Source organism: Pseudomonas sp. IT-P74 (assembly GCF_949768175.1).
In the GTDB taxonomy this organism is placed as follows: Bacteria; Pseudomonadota; Gammaproteobacteria; order Pseudomonadales; family Pseudomonadaceae; genus Aquipseudomonas.
Window position 1 is genome coordinate 1 of record NZ_CATKQD010000024.1, and the last position, 14,778, is coordinate 14,778.

Genomic DNA, 14,778 nt, shown 5'->3' on the forward strand with positions numbered 1-14,778 from the left:
CATTGAAGCGGGCAAATTGTCGGCCATCTACACCGCACCGGTGCAGGGCGACGACGTCTACAAAGACCCAAGCAATCTGAGCCTGACCGTCGATTCGGCCAGCGTCGACGGCAAGGCCTTCGAGAACCTGGTGATCGACGGCACCGCGGCCAACGTCGCCATCACCGACACCGTCAGCGAAGTGATCGCCACTTTGACCGTGGACAAATCCACCGTCGCTGAAGGCGGCCAGGTCACCTACACCGTGACCCTGACCAACGCGGCGGGTCTGCCGATCAATAACCATGGTCCGTTGGAATTCACCCTCTCCGACGGCACGAAGGTGACTGTTCCTGCGAACGGGACCTCCGCTTCCGCCACCATCATCGCCAAGGATGACGTCTACACCGGAGGCCAACCGTCCATCGTCAACAAACTGGAATCGGTCACTGGCGCAGACAACTTCGAAAAACTGACCCTGGGCAAAGACCAGTTCACCACCGCCGTCACCGATGAAGCAGGTTCAGGTACGCCGAATACGCCGGCCAACACCGGTGACATCACCACTATCAGCATCACGGGTGATACATCTGTCGTCGAGGGTCAGGCAGCGCATTACACCCTCGCGCTGACCAACCCGGCTCACGGTGAAGTGACCGTAACCCTGACCTACTCTGGCACCGCAGCCAATGGTGTGGACTTCACCGGTGTGACGACGGTCAAGATCCCGGCGAATGCCAGCAGCGTGCCGTTCGACATTTCGACCATCGATGACCGGATCACCGAAAACACCGAAAACTTCGTGGTCAAGATCGACTCGGCCACCGGCGGCAACTTCGAGAATCTGGCGATCAGCGCGTCCAATGGCAGCGTCAACACTTCGATCATCGACAACGATGCACCACCAGCACTGGACCTCGACGCCAACAACTCCAGCGGTGCCACCGGGGCCGATTACAAGGTGACCTTCACCGAGAACACCCCGGGGGCGGGTGTGTCGATCGGCGACACCGACCTGAGCATCACCGACCCGGACAGCACCATGCTGACCGGCGCGACCATCGTGCTGACCAACCGTCAGGACGGCGATGCGCTGAACCTGGGCAACAGCGTCAACGGCATCACCATCAATGCCAACAGCACCAATGGCACCGTCACCCTGACCCTGTCGGGTAACGCGACGCTGGCCGACTACATGCAGCAGATCAAGAACATCACCTTCACCAACAACAGTGAAAACCCGAGCACCGTGCCACGTACCATCACCGTGACGGTGACCGATGGCAGCAACTACTCCAACACCGCGACCACTACGGTCAACGTGGTGGCGGTCAATGATGCACCGGTCGCAGCACCGGTCAACGTCACCGGCACCGAAGACACGCCGCTGGTCCTCGGCTGGTCGACCTTCGGCGTCAGCGACGTCGACAGCCCGGCCACCAGTCTGGGCGTGAAAATCACCCAACTGCCGGTCGAGGGCAAACTGCAGTACCTGGACGGTTCGACCTGGAAAGATGTCGCCGCCAACCAGACCTTCAGCAAGGCCGACATCGACGCTGGCAAACTGCGCTTCATGCCGGATGCCAACGAATCGGGCGTGGACGGATACGGCGGTACCAACCTTGGCAACAATCAGTCCGACTACGCACAAATCAAGTTCCAGCCAACCGACGGCCAGGCACTGGGCAACACCGGCACGATCAAGATCGACATCACTCCGGTGGCGGATGCCCCGACCCTGAGCGTTGCCGACAACAGCGTAAGGTCCACCGGGCTGATCAAGGAAGTCTGGACTGGCCTGTCGGGCCTGGGCACCAGCGGCAGCGGCGCGGACTCCACCACGTTGAAAAACGTGATCGACGCCGCGGGCACACCGAACTCCACAGGCACCGTGACCAACGTGCAGTCCGACGGTAGCGTGACCGCCGGTACGGCGTCGAAAACCTCCGGCCTGATCTACCTCGAAGCCGGCAAGACCTACACCTTCAGCGGTGTTGGCGATGACAGCCTGCTGGTGACCATCGGCGGCAAGAACGTCGCCGCGATCACCTGGGGCGCGGGCGGCAACCTCAATGGTTCGTACACCCCGACCACCAGCGGCTACTACACCCTGGACATCTACCACCACAACCAGAGTGGCCCGGGCAGCTATGACGTCAATCTGTCGGTCAATGGCGGCACGCCAACCGACCTGAGCAGTGCCGGCGTACCGATTTACACCGGCGTGTCGGATCTGGTGAATGCCGGCGTGACCGTGTCCGACTTGCACGGCACCAATGGCGAGGGCTACTACGACGGTTACAAACTCAATACCGGCGCCGAAGGCACCAGTGTGAAATTGTCCGCCATCACCACTGCGCTGACCGACACCGACGGCTCGGAAAGCCTGAGCCTGAAGATCAGCGGTATGCCGGTCGGCTCGGTGCTCACCGACAGCGCGGGACATACCTTCACGGTCACCGCGTCCAGTGGCGAAGCCAACGTGACCGGCTGGAGCCTCGGCTCTCTGACCGTCACTCCACCACCGTACTACAACGGCCAGTTCAACCTGACCGTGACCTCGACCTCCACCGAGGCCCTGGGTGGTTCGGCCAGCAGCACTTCGCAGATCCCAGTGACCGTGTTCCCGGCGACCTACAACGCCGTCACCGCCACCGCCGTCAATGACACCGTCACCGGCACCGACGGCAATGACATCATCGTCGCCGACATCGGCGGCCTGACCGTGGTGCCAGGCACCAACTACAACATCGCGTTCATGGTCGACAGCTCCGGCAGCATGAGTAGCGCGTCGATCAACTCGGCGAAGGACTCGCTGACGTCGGTGTTCAACACCCTCAAGCAAAGCCTGGGCAGCAACTCGGGTACGGTGAACATCTTCCTGGTGGACTTCGACACCCAAGTCAACAAGTCGGTGTCGGTGAACCTCAATGACACGAATGCGCTGACTCAGTTGAAGGCGACTCTGGACTCGATGTCGTCCGGTGGCGGCACCAACTACGAGGACGTGTTCAAAACCACGGCCAACTGGTTCCAGAGTGCGGACGCCGTAGCCAACACCGGGGCGAAGAACCTCACGTATTTCATTACTGACGGCAAGCCGACTTACTACCAGAGCGGCGAGTCGACCAACCCGACCCTGTATGGCAGCACAACACTCGATAGCCTGGTCACCACCAGCAACTATAAGCTGGGTACAGCCATCAGTCTGTTCCCGGACAGCACGCACCAGGTCGACATTTCCGCCTCGGGCCAAGTGACGGTCTGGACCAAGACCAGCAATGGCAACAACGGCAATGGCAATGGCAATGGCAATGGCAACGGAAGTAGCTGGTCATCCAAGGACTTCGGCTATCTGCATGCCCAGGGTGACGGCACCTACGAGTTCTCGTGGCGTGACGGTGACGGCAGCAGCACTGACGGGGACACCACCAGCAACTCCACCGGCAGCTTTGCATTGCTGAGCAACCTGTCGAATGTCGAGGCCATTGGCCTCAACAGCGGAGTGGGCCTCAACGACCTGAAGCCGTACGACTCGAATCAAACGCCACAAACCAACATCGATCCGAAGGATCTGGCCAATTCGATCATCGGCCACACCGAAGCGACGACGCCGGGTCACGACACCGTCAGCGGTGGTAACGGCAACGACCTCCTGTTCGGCGATCTGGTGAGCTTCAACGGCATTGCCGGCGAGGGTTACCAGGCGATGCAAGCCTTCGTGGCGCAGCAATCCGGTGTGGAAGTCAGCAAAGTCACCACCAGCAATGTGCACCAGTACATCACTGAGCATTACACCGCGTTCGATGTATCCGGTGCCCATGACGGCAACGACACCCTGCTGGGCGGTGCGGGCAATGACATCCTGTTCGGCTCGGGTGGTAACGACAACCTCGACGGTGGCAAGGGCAATGACATCCTGCTCGGCGGCACCGGCAGCGACACGTTGATGGGCGGACAGGGCAACGACATCCTGATCGGTGGTTCCGGCGGTGATACCTTCGTCTGGAAAGCGGGCGACACCGGCAACGACGTGATCAAGGACTTCAAGGCCAGCGAAGGCGACCGGATCGACCTGCGCGATCTGTTGCAGGGCGAAACCGGCAGCACCATCGACAACTTCCTGAAGATCAGCACGGTCGATGGCGTGTCGTCGCTGCAAGTCAGCTCGGCCGGCCAATTCAACTCGGGCAATGCCGCAGCCGCCACGCCGGACGTGACGATCAAACTGGAGGGCAATAACTGGTCTAGCGCCAACCTGCAAAGCCTGATTGCCGGTAGCGACCCGACCATCAAAGTCGATCACAACAACAGCTGATGCACGAAAACGGCCGCTCCCTATGGGGCGGCTGTCACGTTTGCATCCACTGCCCGGTGACGATTTCGTCGCTGCGCCACATACTGGCGTGCCGTTGACCTATGCTGCCGACAGCACGACGCTGGTTCAATTCCGAGGGATGCTCAATGTTTTACGTGCAACGCGATGCGCAGGGCCTGTTGGTACGCGTGGAACCCGCCGCCTATGCCGAGGCTACGGAAACGCTGTCGGCCGACAATCATGAGATCCAGGCCTGGTTTGCCAACGCGGCTGTGGAAAACAGCCTCAAACAGCTCAAGCAAAGTGACCTGGAAATGATCCGGGTACTCGATGACTTGATTCAGGTGCTGACCCAGAAAGGCGTGATCCGCGTCACTGACCTGCCGACGGCGGCCCAGGCCAAGCTCATGGACCGAAACCAGGCGCGTGAGGCGTTGGGTGGGTTGAGTCAATTGATCGATGATGAAGAGACCGGATTGATCTGACGCGCGCCCCTGCGGTCATTCCCACGCGCTGCGTGGGAGCGATCACATCAGCTCCAGGGCTTGGGCTCGCCGAACAACTGGCCCTGCACACCGTATAGCCCCATCTCGCGAATCACCGACAACTCGCCTTGCGTCTCGACCCGCTCGGCAATCAGCGGCAAATCGATGCTGTGCGCCGCTCGCTGGATCGCCTCGATGAACAGGCGTTTGTCACTCTCCAGATCGATCGACCGAATGTAGCTGCCATCGATTTTCAGGTACGCCAGACCCAGACGAGCCAGGTTGCCGATCATGCTGAAGCGGCCGCCAAAACGTTGCAGGCTCAGGGAAAACCCGAGTTCGCGCAGGTGGCGGGTCAGTTGCTCCAGCACTGCCTGGTCAGGCAGTTGCTCTTCGCCAATTTCCAGGGTCAGACGCGGGCCGAGGTTGGAGTGCGCGCGTAGTATCTCGAAGATTTTGCTTTGCGCCTGCGGGTCGGCCAGGGTAGCCGACGATAGATTCAGCGCCAGCGACTCCTCATGCCCGCTCATTTGCTCCAACACCCGCTCGAGCATCAGCCGATCCAGACGCGCAGTCCAGCCGAAGCGCTCCAGCCAAGGCAGAAAACGTCCGGCGGGGATGGTCTGGCCGTGTTCGTCGAGCAGCCGCGACAGCACTTTGTAGTGCAGCACCAGTTGCGTGTCCTGTGCAGCCACTACCGGTTGGAAATACAGCTCGAAACGTCGCTGTGTCAGCGCCTGGTCGAGCATCAGATGCCAGGCGTGGTGATCGTCGCCGACACTGGCCGAGAGGCTGTGCTCGATACAGGCCCAGTTCTGCTCGCCCTGGCCTTCGGCCTGCGCCAGCGCCTGGTCGCCGAGGCTGAGCACGGCTTGCGGCGAGTCGCCGTGAGCGAAAGGCGCCAGGCCGATAGACGCCACGGCAGCCACATCGGTGGCGCCGGTAGCGTGAAGACTGGCCAAGGCGCTGTCGAGGTTCTGTGCCAATTGCAGTGCTTCCGCGCGCACCAGCCCCGGTGCCAGTACGGCAAATTCACCACCACGGATTCGGGTGACCAGGTTTTGGGTTTCCGGGTATCTGGCGCACTCGCGAGACAGTTGCTCGCCGACGGCCTTGAGCACTTCATCGGTACGCTGGCCACCGAGACGCTGATTCAGACCGGCCAGATCCTTGACCCGCAACAGCAGCAGGTAACCGGAACTGGCCTGCTCCGGGTTACTTACCCGCGCATTCAATTGCATCTCGAAATAACGCCGGTTGGCCAACCCGGTCAACGAGTCCTGATAGGACTCGACCCGTAGTTTTTCACTGCGCTCGGCCTGCTCCTGGAACAGCGCCTTGAGCTTCTCGACCATCTGGTTCATAGCCTGCACCACCCGGCGAAGTTCGGGGGTGCGCGGCAGTTCCGGCAGGCTGAGAAATTCCCGTCGGGCGATGGCGTGGGATTGCTGGACCATGTAATCGAGCGGTCTCAATTGCTGACGCAGCAACAGTGCGCCGAGTACCGCACTGACCGCGCCACAAAGCAGCAACCAGCCCAGGCTGCCCAAAGCGCTTTGCCACAACTTGGCCAGCGCGAACATCGGGTGGCTGACCACCTCGACCCGGGCAGCCTGCTCCCAGCCACGGCTGACGATCGCATCACCACCTGCCGGCTCCAGGCCGATCAGTTTGACGAACCAGTCCGGAACGCTGTTGACCGTCGGAATGCCCGTGCGCTCGACCAGGGCCTGGTCGGTCTTCAGATCGACCACGCGGATGCTCGCGTAGTAACCGCTGTCGAAAATCGAGCTGACCAGCAACTCGACCATCGCCGGGTCGTCGATGTTCGGTGTCAGGGAAAGCGCCAGCGCCGTCGCGGCGTCCTGGGCATGGGAGCGCAACTGGTTGACGTACTGAGTGCGCGAGCTCTCCAGACTGACCATGAAACTGCCGGTGAAGGCGACCACCAGGAACAGACAGATAGCAATCAACAGCTGTTTGAACAAAGACATCTGAGCACGTGCTCCTAGTTAGTCGTCTCGACCGGGAATCCTTCGGCCTGCATTTTTTTCAACACATCCTGCCAACGCGAAAGGCGCTTGGAATCGCCGACCTTTTTATTGCCCTTGGCACCCGGCAACCACATCCCTTCCGCATTGAAAGAGTAGACCGGCAGCAAATCCTTTCTTTGGCTGGCCGGCTTTATTGCATCAATCAGGCTGTCGAGCACCAGGGGCTCGACTTCCGGGCTTGAATAGTAAGTCAGCACCATGTGCGCGCGGTTCTGGGTCAGTGCCTTGACATAGGTGATACGCAGCTTTTCACTGGCTACACCGAGGTGTCGCAGGCTGAAGTACTTGGCGATAGCGTAGTCTTCACAGTCGCCGGCGCCTTTCCAGAGGGCTTCGATCGGGGTTTCCCAGTAGTCGACTTCATGCCACAGATCGATGTCTTCGACGTATCGCAACTGCTTGTTGAAGAAGCGATTGACCACATTGAGTTGTTCCAGCTCGCCGATCTGCTTCTGGCTAGTCAATAAGTATTGCCAATCATTAATGCGTTGCTGACCTTCTCCCAAAGGTCCGTACAATGCCTGCGCCCGCCGGCTGATCAAGGAAAAATCCCAATCGGCGCTCAAACTGCCCAGCATCACGCCAGTCAGCAGCAATGCGCTGCACAGCCAGCGTAAAACCCGGGGGATCGTTAAACTTGCCACCAATGCAAGGCATCCTGGATAGGCAGGAGGGAGTCGTTCGAATGGTGAAGGTTAGCCCGGAAAAAGACAATGGCACGGTGAGATCACTGGCGGCGCGCTAAACTGCAAGAAAGGCACTCGAGAGCTTGTTTGACAAGCAGTCAGTCAGTTACTAGTGTCACTTGGATCCAAAAATATTCCATCAATCAGGGTGCGTTTAGTGACACAAAAGCCCAACCCTCTCGGCAGCATCAAGGTCAACGGGCCGATTCCCGCACACATGGCACGCTCGGTGATCGAAGAAACCCTGCGCGCGGCCATACTCGACGGGCGCATTCCCTGCGGTGCGGCCCTGCGTCAGCAAGACCTCGCCGACCTGTTCGGCGTCAGCCGCATGCCCGTACGCGAAGCCTTGCGCCAACTCGAAGCGCAATCGTTGCTCAACGTGATTGCCCACAAGGGCGCCGTGGTCGCGCCGCTGGTCCAGGGCGATGCCGTGGAAACCTATGCGCTGCGCATCCTGCTGGAAGCCGAAGCTCTGCGTCTGTCGGTGCCACTGCTTCGGGACGAAGATCTCGAAGAGGCTGCCCGCTACATCGACGAACTGGAAACGGAAAGCGACTACACCGAAATCGGTCGACTGAATCGCCTGTTCCACATGGCGCTTTACACCCGGGCGCCGAATCGCCGGCTGTTGAAACTGGTCGAGGACGGCCTGAACGAAGAAGAGCGCTTCCTGCGTTTCAACCTGGAAGCCATGGGCCTGGGCAAACTTTCCCAGGATGACCACAAGGCACTGTTGCAGGCAGCCGAAGCCCGGGACGTCGAACGTTCCGTGCAACTGCTCGAGCATCACCTGAACCGGGGGGTCGAGGTCATTACGCGCTACCTCAACAGCCCTGAAGTACAGGCCAGGAACAAGTCGAAGTAGCCTGCGGCGGCAAGCCCGGGGAATGTACCGAAGGGTTTTCCTCGCTTGCCGCGCATTCCCTCCAAATGCTCCGCGAATAATTTGATTACAAATCCCCTGCCCCCATACCAAACCGCCCTTGCGGCGCCATACCGCGCCCCAACGTCCCGCCGCCTTAAAACCGACCATTGCAACGATTGCATGATGCCTCAGTAATGGCGGCCACCTCGATTTACGCCCACTCTGGATAACCAGGACAAAAAACGGGTGACGCTCCGTGCGAATGGAGCAGTCCCTGCCCCGAGAAGCGAAGGAAGGAGCCTCATCACGGGAACGGAAGGATCGGCATCACTCGCGACCCACTTCCACCCCCTTAGACACCCCCAAACGACGCCCGCAAAAAAGTTACTTCGAGTGAGGCATTCACTCTTTATTCAATTCTGACTTATATAAGCCGGAAGGAGTAACTACGCCAAAATAAAACAAGCATAAAAAGTTTTATTGGAACTTGTCATCTTCGAAAAAGTTGAATACTCAAATAACAACAAAACAACTTGATCAACACTTTATATGTGTATTAATTTTTCTTCGCCGCCAGCCACAAGCGGCAGTAGCGCCTCAGTTACTCGGCGTCCATAGCACTGAAAAAGATCAATACGTTTGAGGTACCCGTTCGCCAGGAGAAAACTTCCAGCGAACTTCAGTGCTCGATGACTTTTTATCCAAGATCATTTACAGGCTCATCCATGAAACCAACTAAAGAACGACTGCTTCAAAAAAAGACCGAACTTGGCGAACACCCGATCTTCTCTGAAATACATTCGCTGCCGGTCCTGCGACGCTTCATGGAAACCCACGTGTTTGCCGTATGGGACTTCATGTCGCTGACCAAGCGCCTGCAACAGGAGCTGACCTGCGTGCGACTGCCCTGGCTGCCGCCGCAGGATCCCCACGCCGCGCGGTTGATTAACGAGATCGTACTGGGTGAGGAGTCGGATGATCGTCCGGCCCAGGGTCATTACAGCCACTTCGAGTTGTACCTGGATGCAATGCGCGAAGTCGGGGCATGCACCCTTGCCATCGAACGCTTCGTGGCCCTGCAGCAAGAAGGCGTGAGCTACGACGTGGCCTTGCAGAGCGTCAACGTCGAACCGGCGGCCGCCAATTTCGTTCGCCATACGCTACACACCGCACTGCATGCGCCAGGTCACAGTGTGGCGGCGGCGTTTCTGCACGGTCGCGAGAGCGTTATCCCTCAGATGTTCCAGCGCATCCTCGACGATTGGGGCATCGGCATCGAGCAGGCGCCGACTTTCCGGTACTACCTCGAACGGCACATTGAGGTCGATTCCGAGGACCACGGCCCGGCAGCGGAAAAGCTCCTGTCGCGACTGGTCGATAGCGACCCGCAACGGCAGGAAGACGTGTACGCCAGCGCCATCGCTGCCGTGGAAAGTCGTATCGCCCTGTGGGACGGGTTGCGCCTGAGCATGAACAAATCCGTCGTGGAGGTGAGCGCATGAACGCCGCCGACTACCAATCCTTCGCCGACGCCTGGGAAAACCGCGCGACCATCCGTACGCGCCCGCGCCGCGTGCTGGAAAACGACGACAAACTGATCTATCCCTTGAGCCGGCAACCGCTGGTGCTGAGCGAAACCTTTCTGCGCCAATGCCCGGAACAGCGCGACTTCGCCCTGGTGCAGACCCTCTACAAGTTCATCAACGATGTGGTGATCTTCGAAACCGAGATCGTCGACAAAACCGCCCGCAGCATCGCCAAGAATCACTTCGCGATCGAGTTTCCGTTCGCCTGCCGCTACGACGCCATGACTGTAGTGGTGGACGAGGATTACCACGCGTTGGTGGCGATGGATTTCATGCAACAGACCATCGCCATGACCGGTATCGCCCCCATCGAGTTACCGGATGAGATTGAGCTGAGTCGGGCGATACCGGCGGCCGTGGCGCTCGCACCGGAGCACCTGCGTAGCGCTGTAGAGCTGATCTGCGTGGCCATCGCCGAAAACACGGTGACCGGTGATGTCGCCGCGTTCGCCAAGGACAACACAGTCAAGCAATCGATCAAGGGCCTGATGGCCGATCACTTGCTGGACGAGGGGCGCCATTCCGGATTCTGGGCGCGGCTGGTACGCATCTACTGGCATGCCGCAAGTGCAGACGACCGCCAGTGCATCGCGCAGATCCTGCCGGTGTTCATTGCCCATTACCTGACCAATGACATCCAGAAATCCTTCGACTTCCTCTTGATCAACGCACTGCAGATCAACGACGCGACGCGCCACGCTCTCAGGAACGAAGTGTCGGCATTGGCCTTTCCGATCAATCGTCATCACCCACTGGTGGCCAACATTGTGCGGTTTTTCCACAGCAGCTCGCTGCTCGATTCGCCGTGCGTACAAACCGCCCTCAACAACTATCTGGTTTGACGAGGAGCCCATCATGAGACGTCTCGACATCTTGCTCTACGGACAAAGCCAGGCCATGGCCGACCTGGCGCTGGAACTCGAACAACACGGTCACTCACTGACCCGGATATCCGCACTCGACGAAATGCCGGGGACTGCGGATCTACTGGTCGACGATGGCACGTCGCTTCCGCTCACCTGTCAGTCGCCACGACTGACATTGCAGTTGGGCCTTGGCCTGCCGCGGGCGTCCGGCCTACCATCGCTGGACGTGTTGTGCTGGCATGGTTCAACGCTGCTGAGCCGTGTACCCATCGCCGATGAACAGTCGGGTAACGGCCAGGCGTTGCGTATGCAGGCCATGACAGCACTGGTTGACCACGTGGCGTTGCTGGTCAGCCGCTACTCGCGCGATGCCGATTATTTTCAACACGCCGAACCCGCCGTACCTGCCCGCTTCGAGCGCATCGAAAGCCTGCGGTTTCTGGACAGCCTTGCGTTCGTGCATCGCCTCAATGCCACCGCCGACCCACGACTGCAGCAACTCGCGCAAACGCCGATGATCGAGAGGCTGGAGCAACAGTGCATCCAGAGTGCCGACCATCCGGCCTTGAGCATCGACGGCAACACCCTCGACTATCGCCAGTTGCACACCCACAGCCGCGCCATCGAGCAACGTCTGCAGACGCTTCTGGATCAGCATCAAGGCCCGGTAGTCATCGGGATCTGCCTGCCAAAATGCAGTGCGCTGTATGCGGGAATCCTGGCGATCCTGGGCAGTGGTGCGGTGTACTTGCCGCTGGAACCGAGCCATCCGTTACAACGTCAGCAGTACATCCTGTCGAGCGCCGGTGCGGTGTTGTTGCTGCATGACGGCGAGCATCCTCTGGCGAACGAGATGCCAGGGCTGGACATCAGCAGCATCGACGCCCATGAAGCAGACCTCTCTCAACCGTTGATGCGCCAACACCCCGACCTCGATGCGCCCTGCATGGCCCTCTATACCTCGGGCACCACCGGCCATCCGAAGGGCGTGCTGCTCAGTCAGGCCAACCTCGCGCACTTCACCCACTGGTACGCCGACTATGTTCAGCTGACCCGCCAGAGCCGGGTGTTGCAGTTTTCTTCGTTGAGTTTCGACTCATCACTGATCGACATCTTCCCCACTCTGTTGCAGGGCGCCGAACTGATCGTGCCCGGCGATGACCAGCGCCGCGATCCGCTGCAACTGGTGGACCTGATTCGTCATCGGCAACTGAGCCACGCCTTTTTACCGCCGGCCTTGTTGAGCATCCTGCCGCTGGAGCAATTGCAGTGCCTGGACCATGTGATGACCGGTGGCGATGTCTGCGAGCCGTGGGTCATCGAGCAACTGAGCCGCCAAGGCAAGCTCTACAACCTCTACGGGCCCACCGAAGCCACGGTGCTGATTACCGCGCGCAAACTCCAGCCAGGCGACAACAATCGCTCTCTGGGCGCTCCAATTGCCAACAGCCAGGTGTTGATTCTCGATGACGACTTTCAACCGGTGGCCGAACAAACCGTCGGCGAGTTGTACATCGCCGGTCCGGGTGTGTGCCTGGGTTATCTGAACAACCCCCAGCAAACCGCTGAGCGCTATCTGGACCTGAACTTGCCTGATGGCCGGACCCTGCGCGCCTATCGCACTGGGGACATGGCGAAGTGGACGAGCGAAGGGATTGAGTTGTGTGGTCGGCGTGATAATCAGGTGAAGATTCGCGGTTTCCGGGTCGAGCCGGAAGAGATTGAGCGCTGCCTGCGCGACAGCCGGTTGTACCGCCAGGTTGCCGTGGTCATCGATAGCCAGCGGCGGATTCTGGCTTTCCTTGCCCAACCCCGGGAAGACCTTCCCGGCGCCGCTCGCCAAGCGTTGAAGGCCCACGCGATACAGCACCTGCCGGACTACATGCTCCCCGTTGCATGGACCGAGCTGACAGCCATGCCCTACGCCAGTAATGGCAAGGTCGACCGTAAGGCGCTTCTGGAGTTGCCGCTCAACGTCACCGAGCACCCTCCACGACGTCTGCCCGCCAGTGCCGATGAGGCCTTGCTGCTGGAGATATGGGCGGAGTTGCTGGAGCTGCCGGCGAGCGACATTTCCACCGACGAAAGTTTCTTCAATCTTGGCGGGCACTCGATCCTGCTGTCGCGCATGCTCCTGCGACTGCGCGAGGAGTTCGGGCGCAGCATCTCGATCAATCGCTTCATCGAACTGCCCACTATCGCGAAACTGGCGACACTGGTCCGCGGCTCCGACGGCGAAGAAGTGCTGAGCGAACAGGCCATGCGCGATGCCTTCCGCGAACTGGATGTTCAGCCGCTGCCCGTCAGCCGCATGGGCGATGTGCACAAGGTGATCGTCACCGGTGCCAACAGTTTTGTCGGTGTACACATCGTCGAGGCGTTGCTGGCCTGGGGTGCCAGCGAAATCGCCTGCCTGGTTCGCGACGGCAGCGGGCAGTCGGCGGACGAGCGCTTTGCCCAAGCCTTGCGGGAGAACCGTCTGGAGCATCTGGATATGAGCCGGGTGCGGGTTTACACGGCAGACATCACGCGGCCGGAACTCGGTTTGGCGCCCGAGGTTTACCAGCGACTGGATCAGGAGTTTGGCGCCCTGGTGCACAACGCGGCCAACGTCAATCACGTCCTCGATTACGAGTCGCTCGCCCGGGACAACGTCGAGCCGATTTTCGAGTGTTTGCGCCTGTGCGAAGGACGCAGCAAAAAAATCTTCAATTTCGTCTCGACGCTCTCGGCCTCCAGCACGATATCCGCCGACGGCCGAGTGCTTGAGTTGCCGGCCGTCCCGACTCCACCGATCTACATCAAGAACGGCTACAACCTGTCCAAATGGGTCGGCGAGCGAATCCTCGAACGGGCGCGGGAGCTTGGGGTGCGGGTCAATCTCTACCGCCCCGGCAACATCAGCTTCAACAGCCTCACGGGCGTGTGCCAGCCGCACAAGAATCGCCTGATGCTGATGCTCAAGGGCTCGATCCAGCTGGGACAAGTGCCGGAGTTCGCCTTGAACTTCGACTTGATGCCGGTGGACTTTCTCGCCCGATTCATCGCCTTCCACGCCAGTCGTTATCAACCGGAACAAGCGGTATTCAACCTGCACAACCCCGAGCCCTTGAGCTGGGACAACTACGTGGCGTCCTTCCGCGAGGCAGGGCGCGAATTCGCGATGGTCAGCGTCGCCGACTGGCAACAGCAACTGGGTCGGGTCGACAGCGACAACGCGTTGTTCGGCGTGCTGGGGTTCTACCTCAACGGCTTCGAGGAGGACATCGGCGATATCTCGATGATCGGTCACGACAACGCCCAGGCCGGCGTACGGCTTATGGGCGCGCACTACCCGCAAAAGTCCCCGGCGCTGCTGCGTCGCGGCTGCGACTACCTCAAAGAAATCAATTTCATCTGACTCGACCCAATGGAGCAAGACCATGAGTACTCTGCAACCCGATACCCTGATCAAAAACCCTCAAGGCTGCCAGGTGGTGTCCTCGGTGGACGTGCCCGCCGATGCCACGCAGGTATGGGCCGTAGTCGGCAACTTTGCCGGCTTCGATCGCTTCATCCCGGCGCTGTCGCACATCGAAATGACGGGTGAAGGCGTGTCATCGCTACGCAAAAAGTTTTTCAGCGACGGCAACCTGGTGGTCGAGCAACTCAACTCCCGGGACGACCAGGCACGGCACATGACCTGGACCACTATCTACAACACCCTGGGTGTGGCCAATCTGTGGGCAGCAATGAGCGTTGAACCACTGGGTGCGGGCAAGTCCCGAGCTACCTGGACCATCGTTGCCGAACCGGCTCAGGGTGGCGCCGAGGCGCTGCCGGGCTTCAAGGTTTTCGTACAGGGTTTTGCCGATGATGCGATGAACAATGTGCTGAAGCTGTTTGCGTAAGACTGAAACGACAAAACCCCTGTCTGCGTGAGCAGACAGGGGTTTT

8 protein-coding genes and 1 pseudogene are annotated in these 14,778 nt (G+C 59.9%); 7 read left to right on the top strand and 2 right to left on the bottom strand.

The genetic code is table 11. The annotated features are described in order from the left end of the window. Both ACM6J5_RS16225 and ACM6J5_RS16230 read left to right on the top strand, forming a co-directional pair. Positions 1–4,297 (top strand): annotated as a pseudogene (locus tag ACM6J5_RS16225) (LapA family giant adhesin); the annotation flags it as partial. 146 nt (positions 4,298–4,443) lie between these two features. Continuing rightward, complete coding sequence (locus tag ACM6J5_RS16230; protein ID WP_150674304.1) at positions 4,444–4,782, top strand: tryptophan synthase subunit beta; 339 nt, start codon at positions 4,444–4,446, stop codon at positions 4,780–4,782. Between the two features lie 47 nt (positions 4,783–4,829). On the opposite strand, the gene lapD is transcribed toward ACM6J5_RS16230, so the two are convergent. Both lapD and lapG read right to left on the bottom strand, forming a co-directional pair. After that, positions 4,830–6,776 carry a cyclic di-GMP receptor LapD gene (gene lapD, locus ACM6J5_RS16235; protein WP_414928959.1) on the bottom strand — a complete coding sequence of 649 codons (1,947 nt, stop codon included), beginning with the start codon at positions 6,774–6,776 and terminating at the stop codon, positions 4,830–4,832. Between the two features lie 14 nt (positions 6,777–6,790). Further along, complete coding sequence (gene lapG, locus ACM6J5_RS16240) at positions 6,791–7,483, bottom strand: cysteine protease LapG (RefSeq protein ID WP_150674306.1); 693 nt, start codon at positions 7,481–7,483, stop codon at positions 6,791–6,793. A gap of 196 nt (positions 7,484–7,679) precedes the next feature. Here lapG and ACM6J5_RS16245 point away from each other — a divergent pair, with 196 nt between their 5' ends. From ACM6J5_RS16245 to ACM6J5_RS16265, 5 genes are all read left to right on the top strand, one after another. After that, positions 7,680–8,390 (top strand): GntR family transcriptional regulator, encoded by a 711-nt coding sequence (locus ACM6J5_RS16245; protein ID WP_095946218.1) that lies wholly within the window; start codon positions 7,680–7,682, stop codon positions 8,388–8,390. 725 nt (positions 8,391–9,115) lie between these two features. Continuing rightward, positions 9,116–9,892, top strand: coding sequence for a DUF3050 domain-containing protein (locus ACM6J5_RS16250; protein ID WP_414928960.1), 777 nt, complete (start codon positions 9,116–9,118; stop codon positions 9,890–9,892). Further along, positions 9,889–10,818, top strand: coding sequence for a diiron oxygenase (locus tag ACM6J5_RS16255; protein WP_414928961.1), 930 nt, complete (start codon positions 9,889–9,891; stop codon positions 10,816–10,818). Before ACM6J5_RS16250 ends, ACM6J5_RS16255 begins: the two co-directional genes overlap by 4 nt. A gap of 13 nt (positions 10,819–10,831) precedes the next feature. After that, a complete protein-coding gene (locus ACM6J5_RS16260; RefSeq protein ID WP_414928962.1) occupies positions 10,832–14,242 on the top strand; it encodes an amino acid adenylation domain-containing protein in 3,411 nt (1,136 codons plus the stop codon). 22 nt (positions 14,243–14,264) lie between these two features. Continuing rightward, positions 14,265–14,732: an SRPBCC family protein gene (locus tag ACM6J5_RS16265; RefSeq protein WP_095946222.1), complete on the top strand. Its 468-nt coding sequence runs from the start codon at positions 14,265–14,267 to the stop codon at positions 14,730–14,732. Positions 14,733–14,778: the final 46 nt, after the last annotated feature.